The organism is Blastococcus sp. SYSU DS0617 (assembly GCF_054051075.1).
The window spans coordinates 297,683-318,451 of the sequence record NZ_JBJHAO010000001.1 but is presented as its reverse complement, the minus strand read 5'-3'; the positions used below and the strand labels follow the sequence as shown (position 1 = coordinate 318,451).

Annotated in this window: 25 protein-coding genes; 14 read left to right on the top strand and 11 right to left on the bottom strand. The window is 74.2% G+C overall.

Annotated features, from left to right (window positions below):
• Positions 1-141: 141 nt before the first annotated feature.
• Genes ACI793_RS01515 through ACI793_RS01505 form a run of 3 tightly spaced genes read left to right on the top strand, consistent with a single transcriptional unit; the run spans position 142 to position 2,211 of the window.
• On the top strand, positions 142-1,068 hold the full coding sequence (locus ACI793_RS01515) for an ABC transporter ATP-binding protein (protein ID WP_456604597.1): 927 nt from the start codon (positions 142-144) through the stop codon (positions 1,066-1,068).
• Positions 1,065-1,919 carry an ABC transporter permease gene (locus ACI793_RS01510; RefSeq protein WP_456604596.1) on the top strand — a complete coding sequence of 285 codons (855 nt, stop codon included), beginning with the start codon at positions 1,065-1,067 and terminating at the stop codon, positions 1,917-1,919. The genes ACI793_RS01515 and ACI793_RS01510 overlap by 4 nt, the downstream gene beginning before the upstream one ends.
• Positions 1,920-1,923: 4 nt before the next feature.
• Positions 1,924-2,211, top strand: coding sequence for a helix-turn-helix transcriptional regulator (locus ACI793_RS01505; protein WP_456604595.1), 288 nt, complete (start codon positions 1,924-1,926; stop codon positions 2,209-2,211).
• Here ACI793_RS01505 and ygiD read toward each other — a convergent pair.
• Together ygiD and ACI793_RS01495 are read right to left on the bottom strand one after the other, a co-directional pair.
• On the bottom strand, positions 2,208-3,059 hold the full coding sequence (gene ygiD / locus ACI793_RS01500; RefSeq protein ID WP_456604594.1) for a 4,5-DOPA-extradiol-dioxygenase: 852 nt from the start codon (positions 3,057-3,059) through the stop codon (positions 2,208-2,210). The two genes, ACI793_RS01505 and ygiD, sit on opposite strands and share 4 nt — an antisense overlap.
• A gap of 22 nt (positions 3,060-3,081) precedes the next feature.
• Complete coding sequence (locus tag ACI793_RS01495) at positions 3,082-4,269, bottom strand: PucR family transcriptional regulator (protein ID WP_456604593.1); 1,188 nt, start codon at positions 4,267-4,269, stop codon at positions 3,082-3,084.
• 75 nt (positions 4,270-4,344) lie between these two features.
• Between ACI793_RS01495 and ACI793_RS01490 the strand changes: the two genes are divergently transcribed.
• From ACI793_RS01490 to ACI793_RS01475, 4 genes are read left to right on the top strand one after another with little or no spacing between them, the layout of a single operon-like run.
• Positions 4,345-5,646 (top strand): alkyl sulfatase dimerization domain-containing protein, encoded by a 1,302-nt coding sequence (locus ACI793_RS01490; RefSeq protein ID WP_456604592.1) that lies wholly within the window; start codon positions 4,345-4,347, stop codon positions 5,644-5,646.
• Entirely contained in the window at positions 5,646-6,005 is a 360-nt protein-coding gene (locus tag ACI793_RS01485; RefSeq protein ID WP_456604591.1) for a YidH family protein, read from the top strand. The genes ACI793_RS01490 and ACI793_RS01485 overlap by 1 nt, the downstream gene beginning before the upstream one ends.
• On the top strand, positions 6,005-6,400 hold the full coding sequence (locus tag ACI793_RS01480; protein WP_456604590.1) for a DUF202 domain-containing protein: 396 nt from the start codon (positions 6,005-6,007) through the stop codon (positions 6,398-6,400). The genes ACI793_RS01485 and ACI793_RS01480 overlap by 1 nt, the downstream gene beginning before the upstream one ends.
• Before the next feature lie 39 nt (positions 6,401-6,439).
• Entirely contained in the window at positions 6,440-7,603 is a 1,164-nt protein-coding gene (locus ACI793_RS01475; protein ID WP_456604589.1) for an acyl-CoA dehydrogenase family protein, read from the top strand.
• Between the two features lie 12 nt (positions 7,604-7,615).
• Here ACI793_RS01475 and ACI793_RS01470 read toward each other — a convergent pair whose 3' ends face one another.
• Entirely contained in the window at positions 7,616-8,320 is a 705-nt protein-coding gene (locus tag ACI793_RS01470) for a (2Fe-2S)-binding protein (protein WP_456604588.1), read from the bottom strand.
• 142 nt (positions 8,321-8,462) lie between these two features.
• On the opposite strand from ACI793_RS01470, the gene acs reads away from it, so the two are divergent.
• The 3 genes from acs (at position 8,463) to ACI793_RS01455 (ending at position 11,969) form a co-directional block, all read left to right on the top strand.
• Positions 8,463-10,415 carry an acetate--CoA ligase gene (gene acs / locus ACI793_RS01465; RefSeq protein ID WP_456604587.1) on the top strand — a complete coding sequence of 651 codons (1,953 nt, stop codon included), beginning with the start codon at positions 8,463-8,465 and terminating at the stop codon, positions 10,413-10,415.
• A gap of 104 nt (positions 10,416-10,519) precedes the next feature.
• The gene (locus tag ACI793_RS01460) at positions 10,520-11,032 is read left to right on the top strand and encodes a phage holin family protein (RefSeq protein ID WP_456604586.1); all 513 of its coding nucleotides are present in this window, start codon (positions 10,520-10,522) and stop codon (positions 11,030-11,032) included.
• A gap of 7 nt (positions 11,033-11,039) precedes the next feature.
• Positions 11,040-11,969: an alpha/beta fold hydrolase gene (locus tag ACI793_RS01455; protein WP_456604585.1), complete on the top strand. Its 930-nt coding sequence runs from the start codon at positions 11,040-11,042 to the stop codon at positions 11,967-11,969.
• 12 nt (positions 11,970-11,981) lie between these two features.
• Here ACI793_RS01455 and ACI793_RS01450 read toward each other — a convergent pair whose 3' ends face one another.
• The 5 genes from ACI793_RS01450 to nth are packed head-to-tail and all read right to left on the bottom strand — an operon-like array spanning position 11,982 to position 15,742.
• Positions 11,982-13,154, bottom strand: a complete 1,173-nt coding sequence (locus ACI793_RS01450) for a MarP family serine protease (RefSeq protein WP_456604584.1) — start codon at positions 13,152-13,154, stop codon at positions 11,982-11,984.
• 11 nt (positions 13,155-13,165) lie between these two features.
• The gene (locus ACI793_RS01445; protein WP_456604583.1) at positions 13,166-13,624 is read right to left on the bottom strand and encodes a cupredoxin domain-containing protein; all 459 of its coding nucleotides are present in this window, start codon (positions 13,622-13,624) and stop codon (positions 13,166-13,168) included.
• On the bottom strand, positions 13,621-14,382 hold the full coding sequence (locus tag ACI793_RS01440) for an NUDIX hydrolase (RefSeq protein ID WP_456604582.1): 762 nt from the start codon (positions 14,380-14,382) through the stop codon (positions 13,621-13,623). Before ACI793_RS01440 ends, ACI793_RS01445 begins: the two co-directional genes overlap by 4 nt.
• Positions 14,379-14,945, bottom strand: a complete 567-nt coding sequence (locus ACI793_RS01435) for a TlpA family protein disulfide reductase (protein WP_456604581.1) — start codon at positions 14,943-14,945, stop codon at positions 14,379-14,381. The genes ACI793_RS01440 and ACI793_RS01435 overlap by 4 nt, the downstream gene beginning before the upstream one ends.
• Complete coding sequence (gene nth, locus ACI793_RS01430; RefSeq protein ID WP_456604580.1) at positions 14,942-15,742, bottom strand: endonuclease III; 801 nt, start codon at positions 15,740-15,742, stop codon at positions 14,942-14,944. The genes ACI793_RS01435 and nth overlap by 4 nt, the downstream gene beginning before the upstream one ends.
• A gap of 79 nt (positions 15,743-15,821) precedes the next feature.
• Between nth and ACI793_RS01425 the strand changes: the two genes are divergently transcribed.
• Both ACI793_RS01425 and ACI793_RS01420 read left to right on the top strand, forming a co-directional pair.
• Positions 15,822-16,061, top strand: coding sequence for a hypothetical protein (locus tag ACI793_RS01425; protein ID WP_456604579.1), 240 nt, complete (start codon positions 15,822-15,824; stop codon positions 16,059-16,061).
• 151 nt (positions 16,062-16,212) lie between these two features.
• Positions 16,213-16,887, top strand: coding sequence for a Crp/Fnr family transcriptional regulator (locus tag ACI793_RS01420; RefSeq protein WP_456604578.1), 675 nt, complete (start codon positions 16,213-16,215; stop codon positions 16,885-16,887).
• A 54-nt stretch (positions 16,888-16,941) separates the two neighbouring features.
• Here the strand turns inward: ACI793_RS01420 and ACI793_RS01415 are convergent, their stop codons facing one another.
• The 3 genes from ACI793_RS01415 to ACI793_RS01405 are packed head-to-tail and all read right to left on the bottom strand — an operon-like array spanning position 16,942 to position 18,429.
• Positions 16,942-17,733 (bottom strand): NUDIX hydrolase, encoded by a 792-nt coding sequence (locus ACI793_RS01415; protein ID WP_456604577.1) that lies wholly within the window; start codon positions 17,731-17,733, stop codon positions 16,942-16,944.
• A gap of 55 nt (positions 17,734-17,788) precedes the next feature.
• Positions 17,789-18,262, bottom strand: a complete 474-nt coding sequence (locus ACI793_RS01410; protein WP_456604576.1) for a RidA family protein — start codon at positions 18,260-18,262, stop codon at positions 17,789-17,791.
• Entirely contained in the window at positions 18,259-18,429 is a 171-nt protein-coding gene (locus tag ACI793_RS01405) for a hypothetical protein (protein WP_456604575.1), read from the bottom strand. The genes ACI793_RS01410 and ACI793_RS01405 overlap by 4 nt, the downstream gene beginning before the upstream one ends.
• Positions 18,430-18,522: 93 nt before the next feature.
• Here ACI793_RS01405 and ACI793_RS01400 point away from each other — a divergent pair, with 93 nt between their 5' ends.
• Entirely contained in the window at positions 18,523-19,518 is a 996-nt protein-coding gene (locus ACI793_RS01400) for an ArsA-related P-loop ATPase (protein ID WP_456604574.1), read from the top strand.
• Positions 19,515-20,759: an ArsA family ATPase gene (locus ACI793_RS01395; protein ID WP_456604573.1), complete on the top strand. Its 1,245-nt coding sequence runs from the start codon at positions 19,515-19,517 to the stop codon at positions 20,757-20,759. The genes ACI793_RS01400 and ACI793_RS01395 overlap by 4 nt, the downstream gene beginning before the upstream one ends.
• The last annotated feature ends 10 nt before the right edge of the window (positions 20,760-20,769 follow it).

The following is a 20,769-nucleotide window of genomic DNA, read 5'->3' as shown; positions in this document are numbered from 1 at the left end:
CTGCAGGCGGAGCGAGACGGACCGTTCCCACTCCCGACGAGCGTCGCCGCGCCCCTGGCCCTCGCTGACGTCACGGCGCTACGTGGTTGTGCTGTCGATGTAGCACTCCTACTATCAGCGCCGACCCGAGAGGTGAGGCGCATGAACCCCGACTCCGACGATCCGGTCGTCTCCGTCCGCGGACTGCGGATGTCCTACGGCTCGCACGACGTCCTGACCGGCGTGGACCTGGAGGTCCGCTCCGGCGAGGTGGTCTGCCTCCTGGGCCCGAACGGGGCCGGCAAGACCACGACCATCGAGGTCCTCGAGGGCTTCCGGCTCCCCTCCGACGGCGAGGTGCGGGTGCTCGGCGAGGACCCGGCGAACGCCAGCGAGGCCTGGCGGGCCCGGGTGGGGGTGGTCCTGCAGTCCTGGCGGGACCACGGCCGGTGGACCCCGCGCGCCCTGCTCCAGTCGCTCGGCGGGTACTTCGTCCCCTACTCCACCCCCGACCGCACGCGCCCCTACGACGTCGACGAGCTGCTCGAGACCGTGGGCCTGGGCGAGCACGCCGGCCGGCGGATCGGCACGCTGTCCGGCGGCCAGCGGCGCCGTCTCGACGTCGCCGTCGGCATCATCGGCCGCCCCGAGCTGCTCTTCCTCGACGAGCCGACGGCCGGGTTCGACCCGCAGGCACGGCGGGACTTCCACGACCTCGTGCACCGGCTCTCCGACCTCGAGGGCACCAGCATCATGCTGACCACCCACGACCTCGCCGAGGCCGAGAAGCTGGCCGACCGGATCCTGATCCTCGACGGCGGCCGGATCGTCGCCGACGGCAGCGCCGAGGAACTGACCCGCCAGGTGGCCGGCACGTCCGAGGTGCGCTGGGCGCGGGGCCGGGAGCGGTTCGTGCACCCCACGGACGACGTCGTCGGCTTCGTCCGACGCCTGTTCGAGCAGGACGGCGACGCGCTGACCGACCTCGAGGTGCGCAAGGCCAGCCTGGAGGACACCTACCTGGCGATGGTGCAGCGCTCGCAGTCCGACCCCACGACGACGCCCCGACTCCAGGAGGTGGCCCGGTGAACCGCACCCGGCATGCGACCGGCCTCGGTCTCCGCCGCGGCTGGACCGAGTTCGTGCTGAGCCTGCGCAGCCCGCAGGACCAGGCCTTCTACCTCTTCACCGCCGTCGGGGCCCTGGTGTTCCTCTGGTTCAACCGGGACAACGAGCTCGAGGGCACCGAGCTGATGTACCCCACCTACGCGCTGCCCAGCATCCTCGGTGCGCTGCTCGCCTTCGGCGTCGTCATCGGCCCGGCCTTCGCGCTCGCCATGGAACGCGAGGACGGCACGCTGCTGCGGCACAAGGCCCTCCCCCACGGCATGCAGGGCTACGTGACCGGTCAGATCACCTACCACTCGCTCTGCCTGTTCCCGTCGCTGCTGACCATCCTCGTGCCGAGCTTCCTGCTCTTCGACGACCTGATGCACCGCGGCGCCGGCGGCTGGCTGACGGTTGCGTGGGTCGTCGTCCTCGGGCTGCTGGCCACGCTGCCGCTGGGCATGATCATCGGCTCGGTCGTGCCGAGCACGCAGAAGGTCGGCACCTGGGGAATGCTCCCCGTCATGCTCCTCACCGCGATCTCGGGGATCTTCTTCCCGATCCAGGCGCTGTGGGGCTGGGTGCAGGCCGTGGCCCAGGTCTTCCCGACCTACTGGATCGGGCTCGGGCTGCGCTCGGCCTTCCTCCCCGATTCCGCGGTCACCCTCGAGCTCGGCGACTCCTGGCGGACGGGGACGACGGTCGCCGTCCTGCTCGCCTGGGCGGCGTTCGGCGCCCTGGTGACCCCGCGGGTGCTGCGCCGGATGGCCCGCCGCCAGTCCGGATCGACGGTCGAGGCGGCGCGCGAGGCCTCGCTGCAGTGGGTCCGCTGATCCCGTGACGCCCGATCCCACGAGCGAACGCCCCGGCGACGGCGTCCACAACCGGATCGCCCTGCTGCGCGCCGAGCAGCAGGTGACCCGGCGCGAGCTCGCCGACGCCCTGGGCGTGCACTACCAGACGGTCGGCTACCTGGAGCGCGGCGAGTACAACCCCAGCCTGCACCTGGCGCTGCGCATCGCCGAGTTCTTCGGCGTCCCGGTCGAGGCCGTCTTCTCCACCCGCCCGTTCCCCCGGATCACCGACCTGCACCGCCGGGCGGAGGAGCCACCCCGCACCGCCTAGATGTTGGCGCCGTCGGGGGGCGGCACCTCCGGCAGCGCCGCGGCGACACCCGGCGCCGACAGGGCCGGCGGCGTCATGCCGACCGTGTAGGACGCCATCGACAGCGAGCCGTGGGCGTACCCGTCGACCAGCACCTCGGCCGGCAGCCCTGCCGCGCCGGCGAGCCCCGCCAGGTAGAGCAGCGGGAGGAAGTGCTCCGGCGTCGGGACGGCGAGATCGAAGTCCCGGTGCCCGTCGAGGCGGAGGACGTCCGCCGGGTCGGTGAGCATGCACTCCTTGGCCTGCTCGCCGAACCGCCGGGCCCAGTCGAAGCCGGCGTCCGGCATCGCCCGGCTGACCCCACCGAGGTTGTGGACGACGTTGCCGCTGCCGATCACCAGGACGCCCCGCCTCCGCAACGGCTCCAGGGCCGCGCCGAGCTGCAGGTGGTAGTCGAAGGGCTTGAGCGCGTTGAGGGACAGCTGCACCACCGGGACGTCCGCATCCGGGAAGGCGTGCACCAGCACCGCCCAGGCTCCGTGGTCGATCCCCCAGCTGTCGACGTCGGCGCCGACCCACGTCGGGTGCACGACGTCGGCGATCTCGTCGTAGAGCTCCGGCAGGCCGGGCGGTTCGTAGCGGACCTCGAACAGCTCGGGCGGGAAGCCGTAGAAGTCGTGGAGCATGCGCGGCCGCGGCATGGCGGTCACCGCGGTGGCCTGCACGTACCAGTGCGCGGAGACGACCAGGACCGCCCGCGGGCGGGGCACCGACCGGCCGAAGGCGCGCCAGGCCTCGGTGTAGCGGTTCCTCTCCAGGGCGTTCATCGGATTGCCGTGTCCGACGAACGCGGCGGGCAGCTCCGTCATGCGACTCCCCCCGGCTCCAGACCTACCGATCATCCTCCGCGCGGACCCCGGCCGCGAGGCCCTGCGGACCTCGGGCAAGGGTCCGGTGGACCACGATCGCCGCCCCCAGGAGCTGGATGCCCCGGGCCGAGCGGGGATCGACCCCGGTCAGCTCGCCCACCCGGTCCAGCCGGTTGTCGACGGTGTTGGCGTGCACCCCCAGCGCCCGGGCGGCGTTCCGCCGGTTCAGGTCGGCGTCGAGGAAGGCGGTGAGGGTGGGCAGCAGCTCGGGGTGCCCGCTCAGGGGGGTGAGCACCGCCACCAGCTCCGCCGCGCTGTCCACCTGGTGGGTGAGGTGGTACTCCAGCAGCACGTCGGAGAGCTGGTGCGCCCCCGGTCGGCCGGCGACGGCGGCGATGCGGTCGGCCCGCGCCGCGGCCGCCGGCACGTCCTCCGGCAACGCCGCCGTCGCGATGCCCACGACCGGCGCAGCCGCCGCGTCGGCCGGGATGACCACGTCCTCGACCGGGCAGGAGCCGGGCAGCAGCACGAAGCCGCCCAGGTCGTCGCGCAGGCTGAGCGCGCGCCCGTCGGCCCGGGGGGCGGTCCGGGCCAGCACGAACCGCAGCGCCGCCCGGGCCGCGGCCGGGTTCCCGCAGCGGGCGGTGCGCACGCGGAGCACCAGGTATCCGGACTCGAGCGCCAGCCCGTAGCGCGCGGCGACGTCCGCGGGCCGTTCCCCGCGGACGAGCGCCCAGGTGAGCTCGCGGACCGCGACGTGCTGGTCGCCGGCGCCCGCGACGTAGGCCTCGGTCACCTGGGCCACCGCCGCGCCCACCGCGCGCATCTGCTGGCGCGTCAGCCGCAGCAGGGCGCCCTCCTCGCCCGGCAGGGCCGCCTCGGCGAGGGCGTCGACGACCACCTCGGCACCCACGGAGTACGTCTGCACGAGGGCGGCCAGCGGCACGCCCTCCTCGGCCCGCTGCACGGCCCGCTGCCGGGACAGATCGGCGCTCCGGCCGGGCAGGCCCTGCGCGTGCTGCAGGAACGCCCGGATCGCCGCTCGCGCGGTCGCGGCGACCTCCATGTCCTGCACGTCGCTGGGGAGCCGGTCGAAGCCGGGTACCTCGCTCCGGATCCGCTCGACCACCCGGCGCGCCAGCCGGGGTACCTGCGGGACCAGCCGGGCGGCCAGCGCGGCCGTCTGCGCATCGCCCACAGGTTGTGACATGTCACAACGATACCGACGTCGGACTGGCTCTCCGGCCGGTTGCCCGCCCCGGTCGGAGGCGCCACGGTGAACGGCATGACGCGCTCTCTGGTCGACTACGCCGACGACGTCTGGCGCGGAGCCGCCGACGACAACATCGCCCAGAGCGGATCCGGTGGGTCCGGTGTCCTCGACGTGGCCGAGGGCGTCGGGTTCCACCCCGGCTTCGGCAACGTGGTCACGTTCCGCGCCGGTGGCGAGCTGGTCCTCTTCGACAGCGGCAACCCGATGGGTGCGCAGGCCCTGCACGCGGCGGTCCGGCGGTGGAGCGCGGACCCGGTGAGCACGGTGGTGTTCTCGCACGGGCACATCGACCACGTGTTCGGCGTCGGGCCCTTCGACGCCGAGGACTCCCCCCGTCCCACGGTCATCGCCCAGGAGCTCATCGGCGACCGGTTCGACCGCTACATCCTCACCAACGGCTACAACGCGGTGATCAACCAGCGCCAGTTCCAGGCACCGCAGCTGACCTGGCCCGCCGAGTACCGCCGTCCCGACATCACCTATCGCGACGGCATGACCGTGACCCGCAACGGTCTGACCATGGAGCTCTTCCACGTCCAGGGGGAGACCGACGACGCCACGGTGGCCTGGCTGCCCCAGCAGCGCATCCTGTGCCCGGGCGACATGTTCATCTGGGTGACGCCGAACTGCGGCAACCCGCAGAAGGTGCAGCGCTACCCCCGCGAGTGGGCGATCGCGATGCGCCGGATGGCCGCGCTGGACGCGGAGATCATGCTGCCCTCCCACGGCGCGCCGATCTTCGGCGCCGAGCGCATCCGGCAGGCGCTCACCGAGACCGCCGAGTGGCTGGAGAGCCTGGTCGAGCAGACCCTGGACGGCATGAACGCCGGAGCGCGGCTGGACGAGCTGGTGCACACGGTGAGGCCCCCGGCGCACCTGGCCGACCGGCCCTACCTGCGGGCCCGCTACGACGAGCCGGAGTTCATCGTCCGCAACCTCTGGCGCCGGTACGCCGGCTGGTACGACGGCAACCCGGCCAACCTCAAGCCGGCCCCCGACCACCAGCTCGCCGCCGCCGTGGCCGAGCTCGCCGGTGGCACCACGGCGCTGGCCGACGCCGCCCGCCGCTACGCCGGCGCCGGGGAGCTGCGGCTGGCCGCGCACTTCGCCGAGCTGGCCGTGCAGGCCGACGCCGACGACGCGACCGCCCACGCCGCCCGAGCCGAGGTCTACGCGGCCCGTGCCGCGGCGGAGGAGTCCCTGATGGCCCGCGGCATCTTCACCTGGGCCGCGGCCGAGTCGCGCAAGGTCACCGAGGGCACCGGTCCGGAGGCGGGGCCGTCGGCGCGGCTGCTGGCGCCGACGCAGGACTAGTGGGGCGCTGGCCGGGCCGGGTCTACCGGGAAGGGGCCGAGCCGGACCCGCGGTTCACCTTCGCCAACGAGCGGACGTTCCTCGCCTGGCTGCGGACGTCGCTGGCGCTGGTGGTCGCCGGGGTGGCGGTCGACGTCCTGGCCGAGTCGGGCGACGCCGACGCCGGCGGCTACCGGCCGCTCGCCGCCGCCCTGATCGTCCTCGGCATGGCCTCCAGCGCCACCGCCTTCGTCCGGTGGATGGCCAACGAGCGCGCCATGCGCCGGCAGGAGCCGCTGCCCGGCCTGGGGATGGGCACCGTCCTGGCGGTGGGCATCGCGGTCATCGCCCTCGGCCTGGCGCTGCTGATCGTGCTCTGATGGCCCGCCTCGCCGGGCGCATCCGTCCCCGCCTCCTCCGCCCCGAGCAGGCTCGCCCCTCCGGCCCCGGACGGCCCGCGCCCTGGGACCCGGGGCTGCAGCTCGAGCGGACGACGCTCGCCTGGCGCCGGACCGTCCTCTCCGGCTACGGCGCGGCGCTGCTCATCGGTCGGCTGCTGCTCGACCGGTCGGTGGCGGCCGCCGTCGCGCTCGCCACCGCCGCCACCGTCCTGGTGACCGTGATCGGCGTCCGGGCAGCGCTGCGCTCCCGCGCGGCCGACGCGCGGCTGCGCCGGGACGAGGCCCTGCCCGACGCCAGGCTGTACCTGGCGGTGACCGGGCTGATCCTCCTCGTCGGCGTGATGGCGCTGGCCACGGTCGTCCTGCGACCCTGACCGCTACGGTCGGCGCCCCTCGACCCGGGAGGACAGCGGATGAGCAGCGACGACGAGGTGCGCCACGAGGTGCGTGCGTGGCTGGCCGCGCACTGGGAGCCCGGGACGGACCGGACCCGGTGGCTGGCCGCCGTGGTGGACGCCGGGTACGCCGTTCCGCGCTGGCCACGCTCCGCCTTCGGCGCAGCCCTCAGTGACGAGCAGGCCGGCATCGTCGAGGCGGAGTTCGCCCGGGCCGGCGCACCCGGCAGCGGGCAGGACCGGACCAACCTCTGGGCCAACACGCTGCTCTCCCACGGCACCCCCGAGCTGCGGGAGCGGCTGCTGCGGCCGCTGCTGGAGAACCGGCTGCGGATGTGTCTGCTCTACAGCGAGCCGGGCGCCGGCTCGGACCTGGCCGGGGTGCGCACCAGCGCGGTGCCCGAGGGCGACGAGTACGTCGTGGACGGGCAGAAGGTGTGGACGTCGAACGCGGCCGGCGCCGACTACGGGATGCTGCTGGCCCGCACCGACCCTGCCGTGCCCAAGCACCGGGGACTGAGCTTCTTCTTCCTGCCCATGGACCAGCCCGGGGTCGAGGTCCGGCCGCTGCGGCAGATCACCGGCGAGGCGCACTTCAACGAGGTGTTCCTCAGCGGCGCCCGGGTCCCGGCAGCGAACATGCTGGGCGACCCGGGACAGGGCTGGCGGGTGCTGCAGACCGCGCTGGCCTACGAGCGGGTGGCCCTCGGGCAGGCCAACCTCGGGGCGATGACCCGGGCGAACGGCCGCGCGGAGGCCGATCTGGCCGAGCTGGCGCGGCGGTACGGCCGGGCCGACGACGTGCTGCTCCGGCGGGAGATCGCGCGGGTGTTCGCGCTGCGCGCGGTCAACCGCTGGAACAACCAGCGCGCGCAGGCCCAGCTCGAGCAGGGCAGCTCCTCGCCGCTGGCCTCGCTCGGGAAGCTCTCGATGTCGCGGATCGTGCACGAGACCGGCCGCGTGCAGTCGGCGATCGTCGGCGCCCAGGCGCTGTTGGAGGGCCCGGACCACCCGGACGGCGACGACGCGAACTTCGCCGCGATGAACGCCTGGTTCACCTCGATCGGCGGCGGCACCGACCAGATCCAGCGGAACATCATCGGCGAGCGGCTGCTGGGCCTCCCCCGCGAACCCGAGGTGGACCGGGACGTCCCGTTCCAGGACGTGCGGCACTCCTCCTGAGCGGCCCGGGCCTCACCAGTGGCGGGCGGCGCGCTCGAGCAGGGCGCGCCGCTCGGCCGGCGGACGGCGGGGGCAGGAGGTGCACAGCGCGCCCGACGGCAGCTCGTGCAGCAGGCAGCACGACGCCCGGCGGGTGAACCGGGCGCCCGCGACGTCCTCGTACCTCGGCGCGGGCAGCGGAGCGCCGATCGCCTCGGCCAGCGGGCGCGCGAGCGCCGTCACCCCCGCCGGGTCGCCCACCGCCCGGCCCAGATCGAGCAGCCGGTTGGCCAGCGAGTCGGTGGCGATGGCCCAGAGCGGTCGCTCGCGCACCCCGCCGGCCTCGGCGACGGCCGCGACGACCGCCGCCAGGGACGCCCGCAGATCCGCCGCCGGGGCGGCGGTACCCCCGGCCGCCACCGCCGCGATCGGGACGAGCCCGGGCAGCAGTGCCACGGTCAGGTCCTCCAGCCGGGCCGACAGCGGGATCCCGGCGACCAGCCCCGCGAGCGGCGGGGTGACCAGCACCGACGACGCGGAGTACCACCAGGTCGTGGCCAGCACCCGCCGGTCCGTCGTCCGCTGGGACCTGGCGCGGCGGGCGAGCACCTCCGCCGTCCACCCCGGGTCGGCCAGCGTGGCGGCCGGCAGGGTCGTGGCCCCTGCCGGGACGAGCAGTCCGAGGGCCCCGGCGCCGCGGATCCGCCGGGCCACGGCGTCCTGCTCCGGGGTCCTCACCCCGCCAGTCTGACCGGCCGTCGCACGGAACCGGCCGCCCGCCGTACCGGGGCAGACGACGCCGTCGCGCTGCCCATACGGTGTGACCCGAGGCACGTTGCGTCGCCGGGTGCCGAGCGACGCCGGACACCGGAGGTACCGCATGAGCGACACCCAGTCGTCGACCGGGGACCGGACCTTCTCCCCGCCCGAGGCGATCGCCTCCCGGGCCAACGTGGGGCCAGCGGTCTACGAGGAGGCGGCGGCCGACCGGCTCGCGTTCTGGGCGAAGCAGGCGGGCCGGCTGTCCTGGGACCGGCAGTGGGACGAAGTCCTCGACTGGAGCAACCCACCCTTCGCCAAGTGGTTCGTCGGCGGGAAGCTCAACGTCGCCTACAACTGCGTCGACCGGCACGTCGAGGCCGGCCACGGCGAGCAGGTCGCCTACCACTGGGAGGGCGAGCCCGGCGACACCCGGACGATCACCTACGCCCAGCTCAAGGACGAGGTCAGCAGCGCCGCCAACGCCCTGACCGAGCTCGGGGTGCAGGCCGGCGACCGCGTCGCCATCTACCTGCCGATGATCCCCGAGGCGGTCATCTCGATGCTGGCGTGCGCCCGCATCGGCGCCGTCCACATGGTCGTCTTCGGCGGGTTCTCCGCCGACGCGCTGGCCAGCCGACTCGACGACGCCGGCGCCGTCCTGGTCATCACCGCCGACGGCGGCTACCGCCGGGGCGCGCCCAGCGCCCTCAAGCCGGCCGTGGACGACGCCGTGAGCCGCTCCCCCGGCGTCCGCAACGTCCTGGTGGTCAAGCGGACCGAGCAGGACGTGGAGTGGACCGAGGGCCGCGACCTGTGGTGGGACGACGTCGTGGGCCGCCAGTCCCCCCAGCACACCTGCGAGTTCTTCGACGCCGAGCACCCGCTGTACATCATGTACACCTCGGGCACGACGGCGAAGCCGAAGGGCATCCTGCACACCTCGGGCGGCTACCTGACGCAGGTCAGCTTCACGCACTGGGCGAGCTTCGACCTCAAGCCCGACGAGGACGTCTTCTGGACCGCCGCGGACGTCGGCTGGGTCACCGGCCACAGCTACATCGTCTACGGCCCGCTCTCGAACCGGGCGACGTCGGTGATGTACGAGGGCACCCCGGAGACCCCGCACCGCGGGCGCTGGTGGGAGATCGTCCAGAAGTACGGGGTCACCATCCTGTACACGGCGCCGACGGTGATCCGGACCTTCATGAAGTGGGGCGAGGACGTCCCGGCCGGCTTCGACCTCTCCTCGCTGCGGGTCCTCGGCTCCGTCGGTGAGCCGATCAACCCCGAGGCCTGGCTCTGGTACCACGAGCACATCGGGGGCGGCCGCTGCCCGATCGTGGACACCTGGTGGCAGACCGAGACCGGCGGCCACATGATCAACCCGCTGCCCGGCGTGACCTCGCTGGTGCCCGGCTCCGCCCAGGTCCCCTTCCCGGGCATCTCCGCGAAGGTCGTCGACGACGAGGGCAACGAGCTCTCCGACGACTCCACCGGCCTGCTGGTGCTCACCGAGCCGTGGCCGTCGATGCTGCGCACCATCTGGGGCGACGACGACCGCTACGTCGACACCTACTGGTCGCGGTTCGGGAAGAACGTCTACTTCGCCGGCGACGGCGCCAAGAAGGACGCCGACGGCAACATCTGGCTGCTCGGCCGGGTGGACGACGTGATGAACGTGTCCGGCCACCGCATCTCCACGACCGAGGTGGAGTCCTCCCTCGTGGGCCACCCCTCGGTCGCCGAGGCTGCGGTCGTGGGCGCCAGCGACCCCACCACCGGCCAGGGCATCGTCGCCTTCGTGATCCTGCGGGAGAGCGGCGTCGACTCCGGTGACGAGCTCGTGCAGACCCTGCGCAACCACGTCGCCCGGGACATCGGCCCGATCGCCAAGCCCCGCCAGATCATGGTCGTGCAGGAGCTGCCGAAGACCCGCTCGGGCAAGATCATGCGCCGGCTGCTCCGCGACATCGCGGAGAACCGCGAGCTCGGCGACGTCACCACGCTGACCGACTCGTCGGTGATGAACCTGATCAAGGAGAAGCTGCCGGCAGCACCGTCGGAGGACTGAAGGCGCCGCCTCCGCGTCCCCTCCGGGGGATGCGGAGGCGCGCGTCCGGCCGTCGTGCGGCACGATTCCTCTGACCAGCACCGCAGTCGAAGAAGGAGCCACCCGTGGCACACAGTGTCTCCGGCACGCCCAGCTCGTCGTCCGCCGTCCGTCCCGCGGGGACGGAGGAGCCCTCTGTCGGGACCCTCGTGCAGAGCGCCATGGCCGACATCTCCACGCTGGTCCGCAGCGAGATCGAGCTGGCCAAGGCCGAGGTCGGCAAATCGGCGAAGAAGGCCGGCATCAGCGTCGGCCTGTTCGGGGCGGCAGGCGTGCTGGCCGCGTTCGCCGGCATCTACCTGTTCGTCACGATCGCCGAGGCGCTGACGGCGCTGGGTCTCCCGCGCTGGGTGTCCTACGGCATCGTCACGCTGTTCCTGCTGATCCTGGCCGGCATCTGCGCCCTCATCGGGAAGCGGATGATCTCGAAGATCGAGAAGCCCGAGCGCACGCTCGAGACGCTGTCCGACCTGCCCGAGGTGCTGCACCGGGAGGCGCCGGGCCAGCGCCACCGGGCCGTGCCCGAGGTGAGCAACGGCAAGGTCGTGCTGCGCGGCAACGAGTCGTACAAGGTCTGAGCCGCCGGTGACCGTCCCTCCGGGCGGGCAGCCGGACGCGACCAGCGTCCTGCTGCCCGGGCCGTGGACCCACCGCGACATCTCGGCCAACGGCATCCGGCTGCACGCCGCGGAGGCCGGCGAGGGCCCGCTCGTGCTGCTGCTGCACGGGTTCCCGCAGTACTGGTGGACCTGGCGGTCGCAGCTGACCGGCCTGGCCGACGCGGGGTTCCGCGTCGTCGCCCCCGACCTGCGGGGCTACGGGGCGAGCGACAAGCCGCCGCGCGGGTACGACCTGCCCACCGCTGCCGCGGACGTCGCCGCGCTGATCCGCGCCCTGGGCGAACGCGACGCGGTGCTGGTCGGCCATGACTGGGGCGCCCTCGTCGCCTGGACGATGGCCGCGCTGCACCCGCGCAGCGTCCGCCGCCTCGTCGTCCTCTCCATGGCGCATCCGCGGCGGTTGCGCGCGGCGATGACCGGCTCGGCGCAGCGGCGGGCGTTCCGCTACTTCCTGGGCGCGCAGCTGCCCCGGTTGCCCGAGCGCCGGCTCACCCGGGACGACGACGACCCGGTGGCCGACCTGCTGCGCTCCTGGGCTGGCCCCGGTTGGACGCAGACCGCGGACTTCGCCGAGGCCGTCGACCGGTACCGCGCCGCCGCCCGCATCCCGCAGGCCGCCTACGGCTCGATGGAGTACTTCCGCTGGGCCGGCCGCTCCCAGCTGCGCCCCGACGGACTGCGCTACGCGCGCCGGATGTCCGCCCCGATCACCGCCCCCACGCTGCAGCTGCACGGCGGGGCGGACCCGTGCGTGCTGCCCGCCAGCGCGCACGGCTCGGGCCGCTACGTGGCCGGCGCCTACGAATGGCAGGAACTGCCCGACCTCGGGCACTTCCTGCCCGAGGAGGCCCCCGAGCAGGTCACCGGGGCCATCGCCGACTGGGCGCGCGGCTGACGCCTCGGCCCGCTACTCGCAGGCGCCGGTGTCGGCCGCGGCACGGGCGGTGCTGCCCACCGTCGCGGCCTCCATCACCTCGGGACCGGTGAGCGCATACCCGGTGTTCGGGTCGTCGATCGCCGAGGCGAAGACCACGCCCAGCACCGTGCCGTCGGGGGCGAGGAGCGGGCCGCCGGAGTTGCCGGCCCGCACGCTGCCGAACAACGCGTAGACGTCGCGGACCACCGTGCCGGTGTTGCGGAAGTCCGGCCCGCTGATCTCGCCCTCGTCGCGGATCCGCGCGGCCCCGACGTAGAAGTCGCCGCCACCGGGATAGCCCATGATGATCGCGTCGTCGCCCGCCTCGGCCAGCGCGGGTGTGAAGTCCAGCTTCAGCTGCGGGAGCCCGGGCACGTAGAGGACGGCGACGTCGGTCGCCTCGTCGACGTACACCGGCGTCGCGTCGTACTCCTCGCCCTCGGCCTCCACCACGGGCCGGGTGACCCCCGCCAGCACGTGGGCGTTGGTCATGACCCGCTCCGGCGCGTAGACGAAGCCGGAGCCGTCGATCTGCCGCGAGCAGGACGGCGCCACTCCGGTGATCTTGACGACCGACCCCCGCACCGACGCCACGACCGGGCTGGCCTCCAGCGCCGGATCGGGCGCGGGCACGTCGCGAACCTGGGTCGGGGTGAGCGGGTCCAGGACGTCGGGCAGCCCGCGCCGGTCGATGGCCTCGCGGAGGTTGTCGTAGACCGACCGCACCCCGGAGGGGACCGCGCTGTCGACCGCCTGCACCAGCGCTGACTGGCGCACCTGCCCCGACACCTCGGGGAAGGGCGAGGTGGCCAGCGGCGAGGCGACCATCCAGGCGACCAGCAGCACCGCGGCCGCCGACACGACCGCACCGGCGACCGAGTCGAGCATCTTGGCCGGTTCCCACGTGACCGTGCGGCGCACGGCCCGGCCGACCGCGCCCGCCAGGATCTGCCCGAGCAGCGCACCGGCCAGGACGACGACGAGCGCGGCGAACACGCGCGTGAGGCTGGAGCCGTCGATGCGCTCGGCGACCGGCTCGGACAGCTGCGCCCCGAGCACCGCGCCGCCGAGGAAGCCGGCGATCGAGGTGGCCGACACGAGCAGCCCCTGCCGGAAGCCGGACAGCGCGAAGGCGAGCGCCAGCACGATGAGCACCACGTCCACGAGCGACACGGTCAGCTGCCCGCGCTCACCGTCATCGTGCCCACCTGGCCCTGCGGGATGTGGAAGGTGCACGCGAAGGGGTGGTCACCCGGCACGGTCACCTCGAAGTCGATGGTCATCTCCTGGCCGGGCGCCAGGAAGTCGATCCCCGCGCCGATCGGCTCGGGTCCCTCCCCCTCGTCGAACTCCAGGTTGTGCGTCATCTGGTCGGCGGCGTTGACCAGCGTCAGCCGGACCTTCCCGGGGGCCACGGTGAACCGGTCGGGGGTGAACACGAAGTCGTCCTGGGTCTGCAGCGTGACCTCCTGGACACCGTCGTCGGCGACGGTCACCTCCCCGACGCCCGGGAGCGGCTGCGCCCCGACGTCGCTGCGCCCGGTGGAGTCCCCGCCGCAGCCGGCGAGCGCGCCGACCGCGAGCACCGCGGCGGCGCACAGGGCCGCCGCCGCCCGCCTCGTCCTGCGCCTCATCGGGGGGGAACCGTACGCGTCGGCGCACCGTCCGGCGCGGGATCGGCGACCGTCGGCGCGGCGGCATCGCCGGCCGGGTCGTCGTCCCCCGACCCGGGCAGGGTGTACGGGCTGAGCCGCGGCGGCCCCATCGGCCGGACGTCGGTCGGGTCCCACGGCCGGGTCAGGCCGGCCGCCTCGAGGATCGCGTCGACCAGCCCCGCGGTGAAGCCCCAGATCTCCATGTCCGCGACCGCGAAGGCCGGGCCGATGTACCCCGCGGGGTGGCGCACCCGGTAGCGGTTCGCCGGGTCGACCAGCTCGGCCAGCGGCACCCGGGCGACGCGGGCCACCTCGTGCGGATCGCCCACGGTGACGTCGCGCGGGTCGTCCCACCAGCCGACGACCGGGACGACCAGCCGGTTGGAGGGCGGCAGGTAGAGCTCCTGCAGCGTGGCCAGCACCCGGACGCCGTCGGGATCGATCCCGGCCTCCTCCTGCGCCTCCCGCAGGGCTGTACCGACCGGGAAGTCGTCGCCGCTCTCCACCCCGCCCCCGGGGAACGCGGGCTGGCCGGCATGGCTGCGCAGGTGCGCCGACTTCTCGATGAACAGCAGGTCCGGGCCGTCGGGGCCCTCGCCGAACAGGATCAGCACGGCCGAGCGCCGGGCGGTCGCCGTCGCCTCCGGCATTCGCCTGGCCAGCGGCAGGTCGTGGGCCCCGTCCAGCAGCCGGCGGAGGTACGCCGGCAGGCCCGCTCCGTCGTCCGGCGCGGTCACAGCTGCACGCCGAGGTGCTCGGTGACCAACCCGCGCAGCTCGTCGTAGGAGCTGATGACGCCGGTCTCGACGTGCGCCACGGACCCGTCGGGGGCCAGGAAGACCGAGTGCGGGAGGCCGCGCAGCCCGAGTTCTGCGGCCAGCGCACCGTCCTCGTCGTAGGCGCTCGGGAAGGTCAGTCCCGCATCCGCGGCGAAGGAGGCGCCCTGCGGGCGGCCGTCCTGGCTGTCGACGCCCAGGACCTGCACCTGCTCGCCCGCGGCATCGTCGAGCTGCTGGAACAGCGGGAGCTCCTCACGGCACGGACCGCACCAGCTGGCCCACAGGTTCAGCACGGTCGGGACGCCCGGGGCCAGCCCGAGGTCCAGCTCCCCGCCGCCGATGCAGTCGAAGGCGAGGTCCGGTGCCCCGTCGGCCGCGGGCTCCCCGGACTGTTCGGGGCAGGGCGTGAGGTCGCTCTCCGCCGACGCCTCGTCGGGCGCCTGCTGGCCGGCGTCGCCCTCGGACGTGCAGCCGGCCAGGACGAGCAGCGCCGCGGCGACGACGGCGCTCCGGCGCCTCACTCGGTGTCCGAGGCGGCGGGGGTCTTCACCAGCTTCGCCGCCGCCTCCGGGTCGACCGGGCCGATCCCGTAGGAGGGGCACCACTTCGCCAGCCCGCACGCACCGCACGCGGCCTTCTTGGCATGGCACACCCGGCGCCCGTGGAAGATCACCCGGTGGGAGAAGTCGGTCCACTCCTTCTTCGGGATCAGCTCGGCGATCTGCGCCTCGACCTTGACCGGGTCCTCCTCCTCGGTCCAGCCGAACCGGCGGACCAGCCGGCCGAAGTGCGTGTCGACGGTCAGGCCGGGGACGCCGAACGCGTTGCCGAGGACCACGTTCGCCGTCTTGCGGCCGACCCCGGGGAGGGTGACGAGGTCCGCCATCCGGCCGGGGACCTCGCCGTCGAACCGCTCGACCAGCGCCTGCGCCAGCCCGAGCGCGGAGGTGGCCTTCGCCCGGAAGAACCCGGTGGGCTTGAGGATCTCCTCCAGGTCGGCCCGGTCGGCGCCGGCCAGGGCCACGGCGTCGGGATAGCGGGCGAACAGCGTCGGGGTGACCTTGTTGACCGTCTTGTCGGTCGTCTGCGCGGACAGCACCGTGGCGACGAGCAGCTCGAAGGCGTTGGTGAAGTCCAGCTCGCAGTGCGCGTCCGGGTGGAGAAGGGCCAGCTCGCGCGCCATCCGCCGGGCCCGGCGGGTGCGCCCGAGCGGGGTCTCGCCGGGGTCGAACGGGGAGGCGCCCGTGCGGGCGGCCCGGGTGGGCCGGCGGACCGGGGCCGGGCGCGCGTAGACCGGCGGAGAAGCGGGGGCGGACACGCGACCGAGGGTAGGCGGACCTGCTGACAGCCACCGACCGTGTCATCATCGGGGCCGTCCCAAGTCCGAGGAGGTCGCCGTGGTCGCACTGAGCGTCATCCTCTTCCCGCCTCTCCTGATCGCGTTCCTGCTCGTCATGGAGCGGGTCGAGGAGCCGTTGCGCCGTCCTGCCTCCCCGCGCGAGGTGGGCGAGTTCCTGGAGACGGCGACCGCCGCCGAGGTCGACACCCTGGCCTCATCCGGCATCCGCCGGGCGCTGTCCCGCTGGCGCCGGCGCCGCCGGGGTGGCAGCAGCACCACCAACCCCCCGATGGTCTGACCCGCCTCCACCGGCGGCTGTGAGCCGGCACACTCGCTCGCAGGGGGGACGTCGGGGGCCACCGAACGGGTGACCCGGGGCACAGGCCCCTAGACTCGCTGCGGACACGGGAGCTCTGCGTCCCGTCATCAGCAGTGGGAAAGGACGTGCAGTGGACGAGGTGCTGGCCCAGTCGGGGCTCTTCCAGGGACTCTCGGAAGACGCGGTGGACCCCGTCCTCAGCCGCCTCGAGGTCGTCACGCTCCCCCGCGGCCGCGTCGTCTTCAACGAGGGCGAGCCCGGCGACAGCCTCTACATCGTGATGACGGGCAAGATCAAGCTGTCCCGCCGCGCACCCGACGGCCGCGAGAACGTGCTGGCCGTCATGGGCCCCTCCGACCAGTTCGGCGAGCTGTCGGTCTTCGACCCGGGCCCGCGGACGGCGACGGCGACCGCGGTCACCGACGTCCGGCTGGCGCGCATGCCGCAGTCGGTGCTGCGCCCCTGGATCGAGGCCCACCCGGAGATCGGCGAGCAGCTGCTCCGCGTGCTGGCCCGCCGTCTGCGCCGCACCAACGACTCCGTCGCCGACCTGATCTTCACCGACGTCCCCGGCCGCGTCGCCAAGGCGCTGCTGCAGATGGCCGACCGGTTCGGCAACCGCGAGAGCGACGGCCTGCGGGTCAAGCACGACCTGACGCAGGAGGAGCTGGCCCAGCTCGTCGGCGCCTCCCGCGAGACCGTGAACAAGGCGCTGGCCGACTTCGTGCACCGCGGCTGGATCCAGCTGCAGGGCAAGTCGGTCGTCGTCCTCGACGAGGACCGCCTCCGCCGCCGCGCGAGGTGACGATGCGCTGAAGACCAGAGGCCCAGAACCGATCCGGTTCTGGGCCTCTGGCATTCAGTGCTTCCTGGGCGCGACCAGCGGCACCTTGTCGCCGTTGGGCAGGACGGCGAAGCGGCCCTCCGGGGTCTGCTCGAACCCGGGCATGATCGGCTCCAGCGGGTCCGGCGGCGACCCGGCCAGCACCCCGGCGACGTCGGCGAACCGGCCCAGCTGCGACAGCGTGTGCGACGTGGGCGGCAGCATCGGCCGGTCGCCCGCGTGGTGCTCCTCGAGCGCGGCGGCCGGCGGGAGCCACGCGGCCTCGTCCGCCTCGCCGGAGACGTCGCGCGCCTCCTGCCCGGCCGGCAGCGCCGCCGCGAAGAACTTGGTGTCGTAGCGGCGGGACTCCATGGGCGGGGTGATCCAGTGCGCGAAGGGGCGCAGCAGGTCCGACCGCAGCACCAGGCCCCGGCCGGCGAGCAGCTCGGTCAGCGACAGGTCGCGGCGCAGCAGCGCCTGGCGCTGCTCCTCCCAGTCGTCCCCGGACACGTCCGGCACGACCGCGCCCTCCGCGGGGCCCGCGAGCAGGACGCCGGCCTCCTCGAAGGTCTCCCGCACCGCGGCGCAGACCAGCTCGCGGGCCAGGCGCTCGTCGCAGCCGAAGGCGGCGGCCCACTCGGCGGGCGAGGGACCGGCCCAGCCGATCTCGGTGTCGGCGTCGCGCTCGTCGACCCCTCCGCCGGGGTAGGCCGTCATCCCGCCGGCGAACGGCATGCCCTTGGTCCGCCGCAGCAGGTACACCTCGAGGCCGGGTGCGCCGTCGCGGACCAGCAGCACCGTCGCCGCGTGCCGGATCTCGGTGTTCATCGCACGCCGACGCAGGAGGTCGCGGACCCGGCGCGGGGGCCGGAGGGTCGCCGTGTCATGGCCGCAGCTCGACCGTGAGCTCGACCTCGACCGGGGCGCCCAGCGGCAGCTCGGCGACGCCGATCGCGCTGCGGGCGTGCCGGCCGGCCTCGCCGAAGATCGTGCCGAGCAGCTCACTGGCGCCGTTGACCACGCGCGGCTGACCGGTGAAGCCCTCGGCGCTGGCCACGTACCCGACGACGCGCACGATGCGGGCCACCTCGTCCAGGCCGACCAGGTCGTCGACCGCGGCCAGGGCGTTGAGCGCGCAGACCTTGGCGTCCGCGGCCGCGGCCTCGACGTCCACCGAGCCGCCGACCTTTCCGGTGCGGCGCAGGCCGCCGTCGACGAAGGGCAGCTGGCCGGAGGTGAAGACCAGCGATCCGGTCCGCACCGCCGGGACGTAGGCGGCGACCGGCGCGGCCACCGGCGGCAGCCGGATGCCGAGCTCGGCCAGCCGCGCGTGCCAGCCCGGGGCCGGCGCGGTCACGCCGGGCGCTTGAGGTAGGCCACGAGCTGGTCGTTGCCGGTCGGGCCGGGCAGGACGGTCACCAGCTCCCAACCGTCCACGCCCCAGGAGTCGAGGATCGCCTTGGTGTTGTGGATGAGCAGCGGGATGGTGGCGTACTCCCACCGCTGGCGTGCCGATTCGGTCATGCCTCGGACGCTAGCGCAGGGGTGCCCTCCCGGTGGAGCGTGCGTCCCCCGCTGCACCGGGCCGGGCGACCGACCTGCTCCTACGCTGGAGCGGTGAGCCCCGACCCGTCGTCCGCGCGCCTGCACGTCGTCACCGGCAAGGGCGGGACGGGGAAGACGACCGTGGCCGCCGCGCTCGCTCTCGCCCTGGCGGCCGACGGACGTTCGGTACTGCTGGTCGAGACCGAGGGCCGGCAGGGCATCGCCCAGCTGTTCGACACCGCGCCGCTGCCCTACGAGGAGCGGCGGGTCGCGGTGGCGCGAGGCGGCGGGGAGGTCAAGGCCCTGGCCATCGACGTCGAGGAGGCCCTGCTGGACTACCTCGACATGTTCTACAACCTGCGCCGCGCCGGCCGGGCGCTGCGCAAGATGGGTGCCATCGACTTCGCCACGGCCATCGCGCCGGGGCTCCGTGACGTGCTGATCACCGGGAAGATCAAGGAAGCGGTCACCCGTCGCCACGGCGGGAAGCACGTCTACGACGCCGTCGTCGTCGATGCGCCGCCCACCGGCCGGATCACCCGCTTCCTCAACGTCACGAACGAGATGGGCCAGCTGGCGCGCTCGGGCCCCATCAAGACGCAGAGCGACGGTGTCATGGCGGTGCTGCGGTCGCCGCAGACGGTGGTGCACCTGGTCACGATCCTCGAGGACATGCCCGTGCAGGAGACCGCCGACGCGATCGCCGAGCTCCGGGAGGCGGGCCTGCCGATCGGCTCGGTGATCGTGAACCTCGCCACCGACCCCGTGCTCGCTCCCGACGGCCTCGCCCGGGCCGCCTCCTCCGGGCTGACCGGCGCCGACCTCGCCCCCGCGCTGGCCGCCGCCCACCTGCCGGCGAACGGGGACGTCGCCGACGCCCTGGCCGCCCAGACCGTGGAGCACGCCCGCCGGTGGACGGCGCAGGACGCGCTGCGCGACGACGTCGAGGCGCTGGGCCGGCCGACCGTGGAGCTGCCGCTGCTGACCGGCCCGGTCGACCTCGGCGCGCTGTTCGAGCTGGCCGGGCGGCTGGACGACCACCTGCGCGACGCCGAGGTGGCCGCGTGAGCGCCGCACCTGTCCCGGCCGACAAGGCCGCCCGTCCCGGCCGCGCGCGCCCCGAGGCGCCCGCGCTGGAGCTCGGTGCCCTGATCGCCGACCCCGAGACCCGGATCGTCGTGTGCTGCGGCGCCGGCGGGGTGGGCAAGACGACGACGTCGGCGGCGCTGGCCCTGGCCGCCGCGGAGGCCGGGCGCACCGTCGTCGTCCTGACCATCGACCCGGCCCGTCGGCTGGCCCAGTCCCTCGGCCTGACCGAGCTGGACAACGAGCCGCGGCAGGTCCATATCCCTGGTGGCGCGGCCACGGGGGCGAAGGGCGAGCTGCACGCGATGATGCTGGACATGAAGCGGACGTTCGACGACGTCGTCGCCGCCCATTCCACGCCCGACCGGGCCCAGCAGATCCTGGACAACCCCTTCTACCAGACCCTGAGCTCCTCGTTCTCCGGGACGCAGGAGTACATGGCGATGGAGAAGCTGGGCCAGCTGCGGGCCAGCGACCAGTGGGACCTGATCATCGTCGACACCCCGCCGTCGCGGTCGGCGCTGGACTTCCTCGACGCCCCCAACCGGATGAGCCGCTTCCTCGACGGCACGATGATCCGGCTGCTCATGGCCCCCAGCCGGGCGGGCTTCAAGTTCGCCAGCGCGGGCTTCCTGCTGTTCAGCCGGATCGTGTCGAAGATCCTCGGCGGTCAGCTGCTGCGGGACATCTCCGCGTTCGTCGCCGCCCTGGACACGATGTTCGGCGGCTTCCGCGAGCGGGCCACCGCCACCTACGAGCTGCTCCGCCGGCCGGGGACGTCGTTCGTCGTCGTCGCCTCGCCCGAGCCCGACGCCCTCCGGGAGGCCTCCTACTTCGTCGACCGGCTCTCGGCCGACGAGATGCCGCTGGCCGGTCTGGTGGTGAACCGCACCCACCCGCCGGCCACCGCCGCGCTGTCGGCCACGCGCGCGGCCGCGGCCGCCGAGGAGGTGCTGGAGGCCGGTGGCCCGGACGCGGAGCTCGCCGCCGCCGCCCTGCGGGTGCACGCCGAGCGGATGACGCTGGCCGCCCGGGAGCAGCACCTGGCCGACCGCTTCACCAGCGCCCACCCGGAGGTCGCCGTCCGGACCGTGCCCGCCGCGGCCGGTGACGTGCACGACCTCGACGGCCTGCGGACCATGGCCGCGGAGCTGACCGGGGCCGATGCGGACACGCCGACCGGCACGCCGCGCACGCGCATCCTTCCCGCGCGCCGCGGCTGACGCCGCCGCG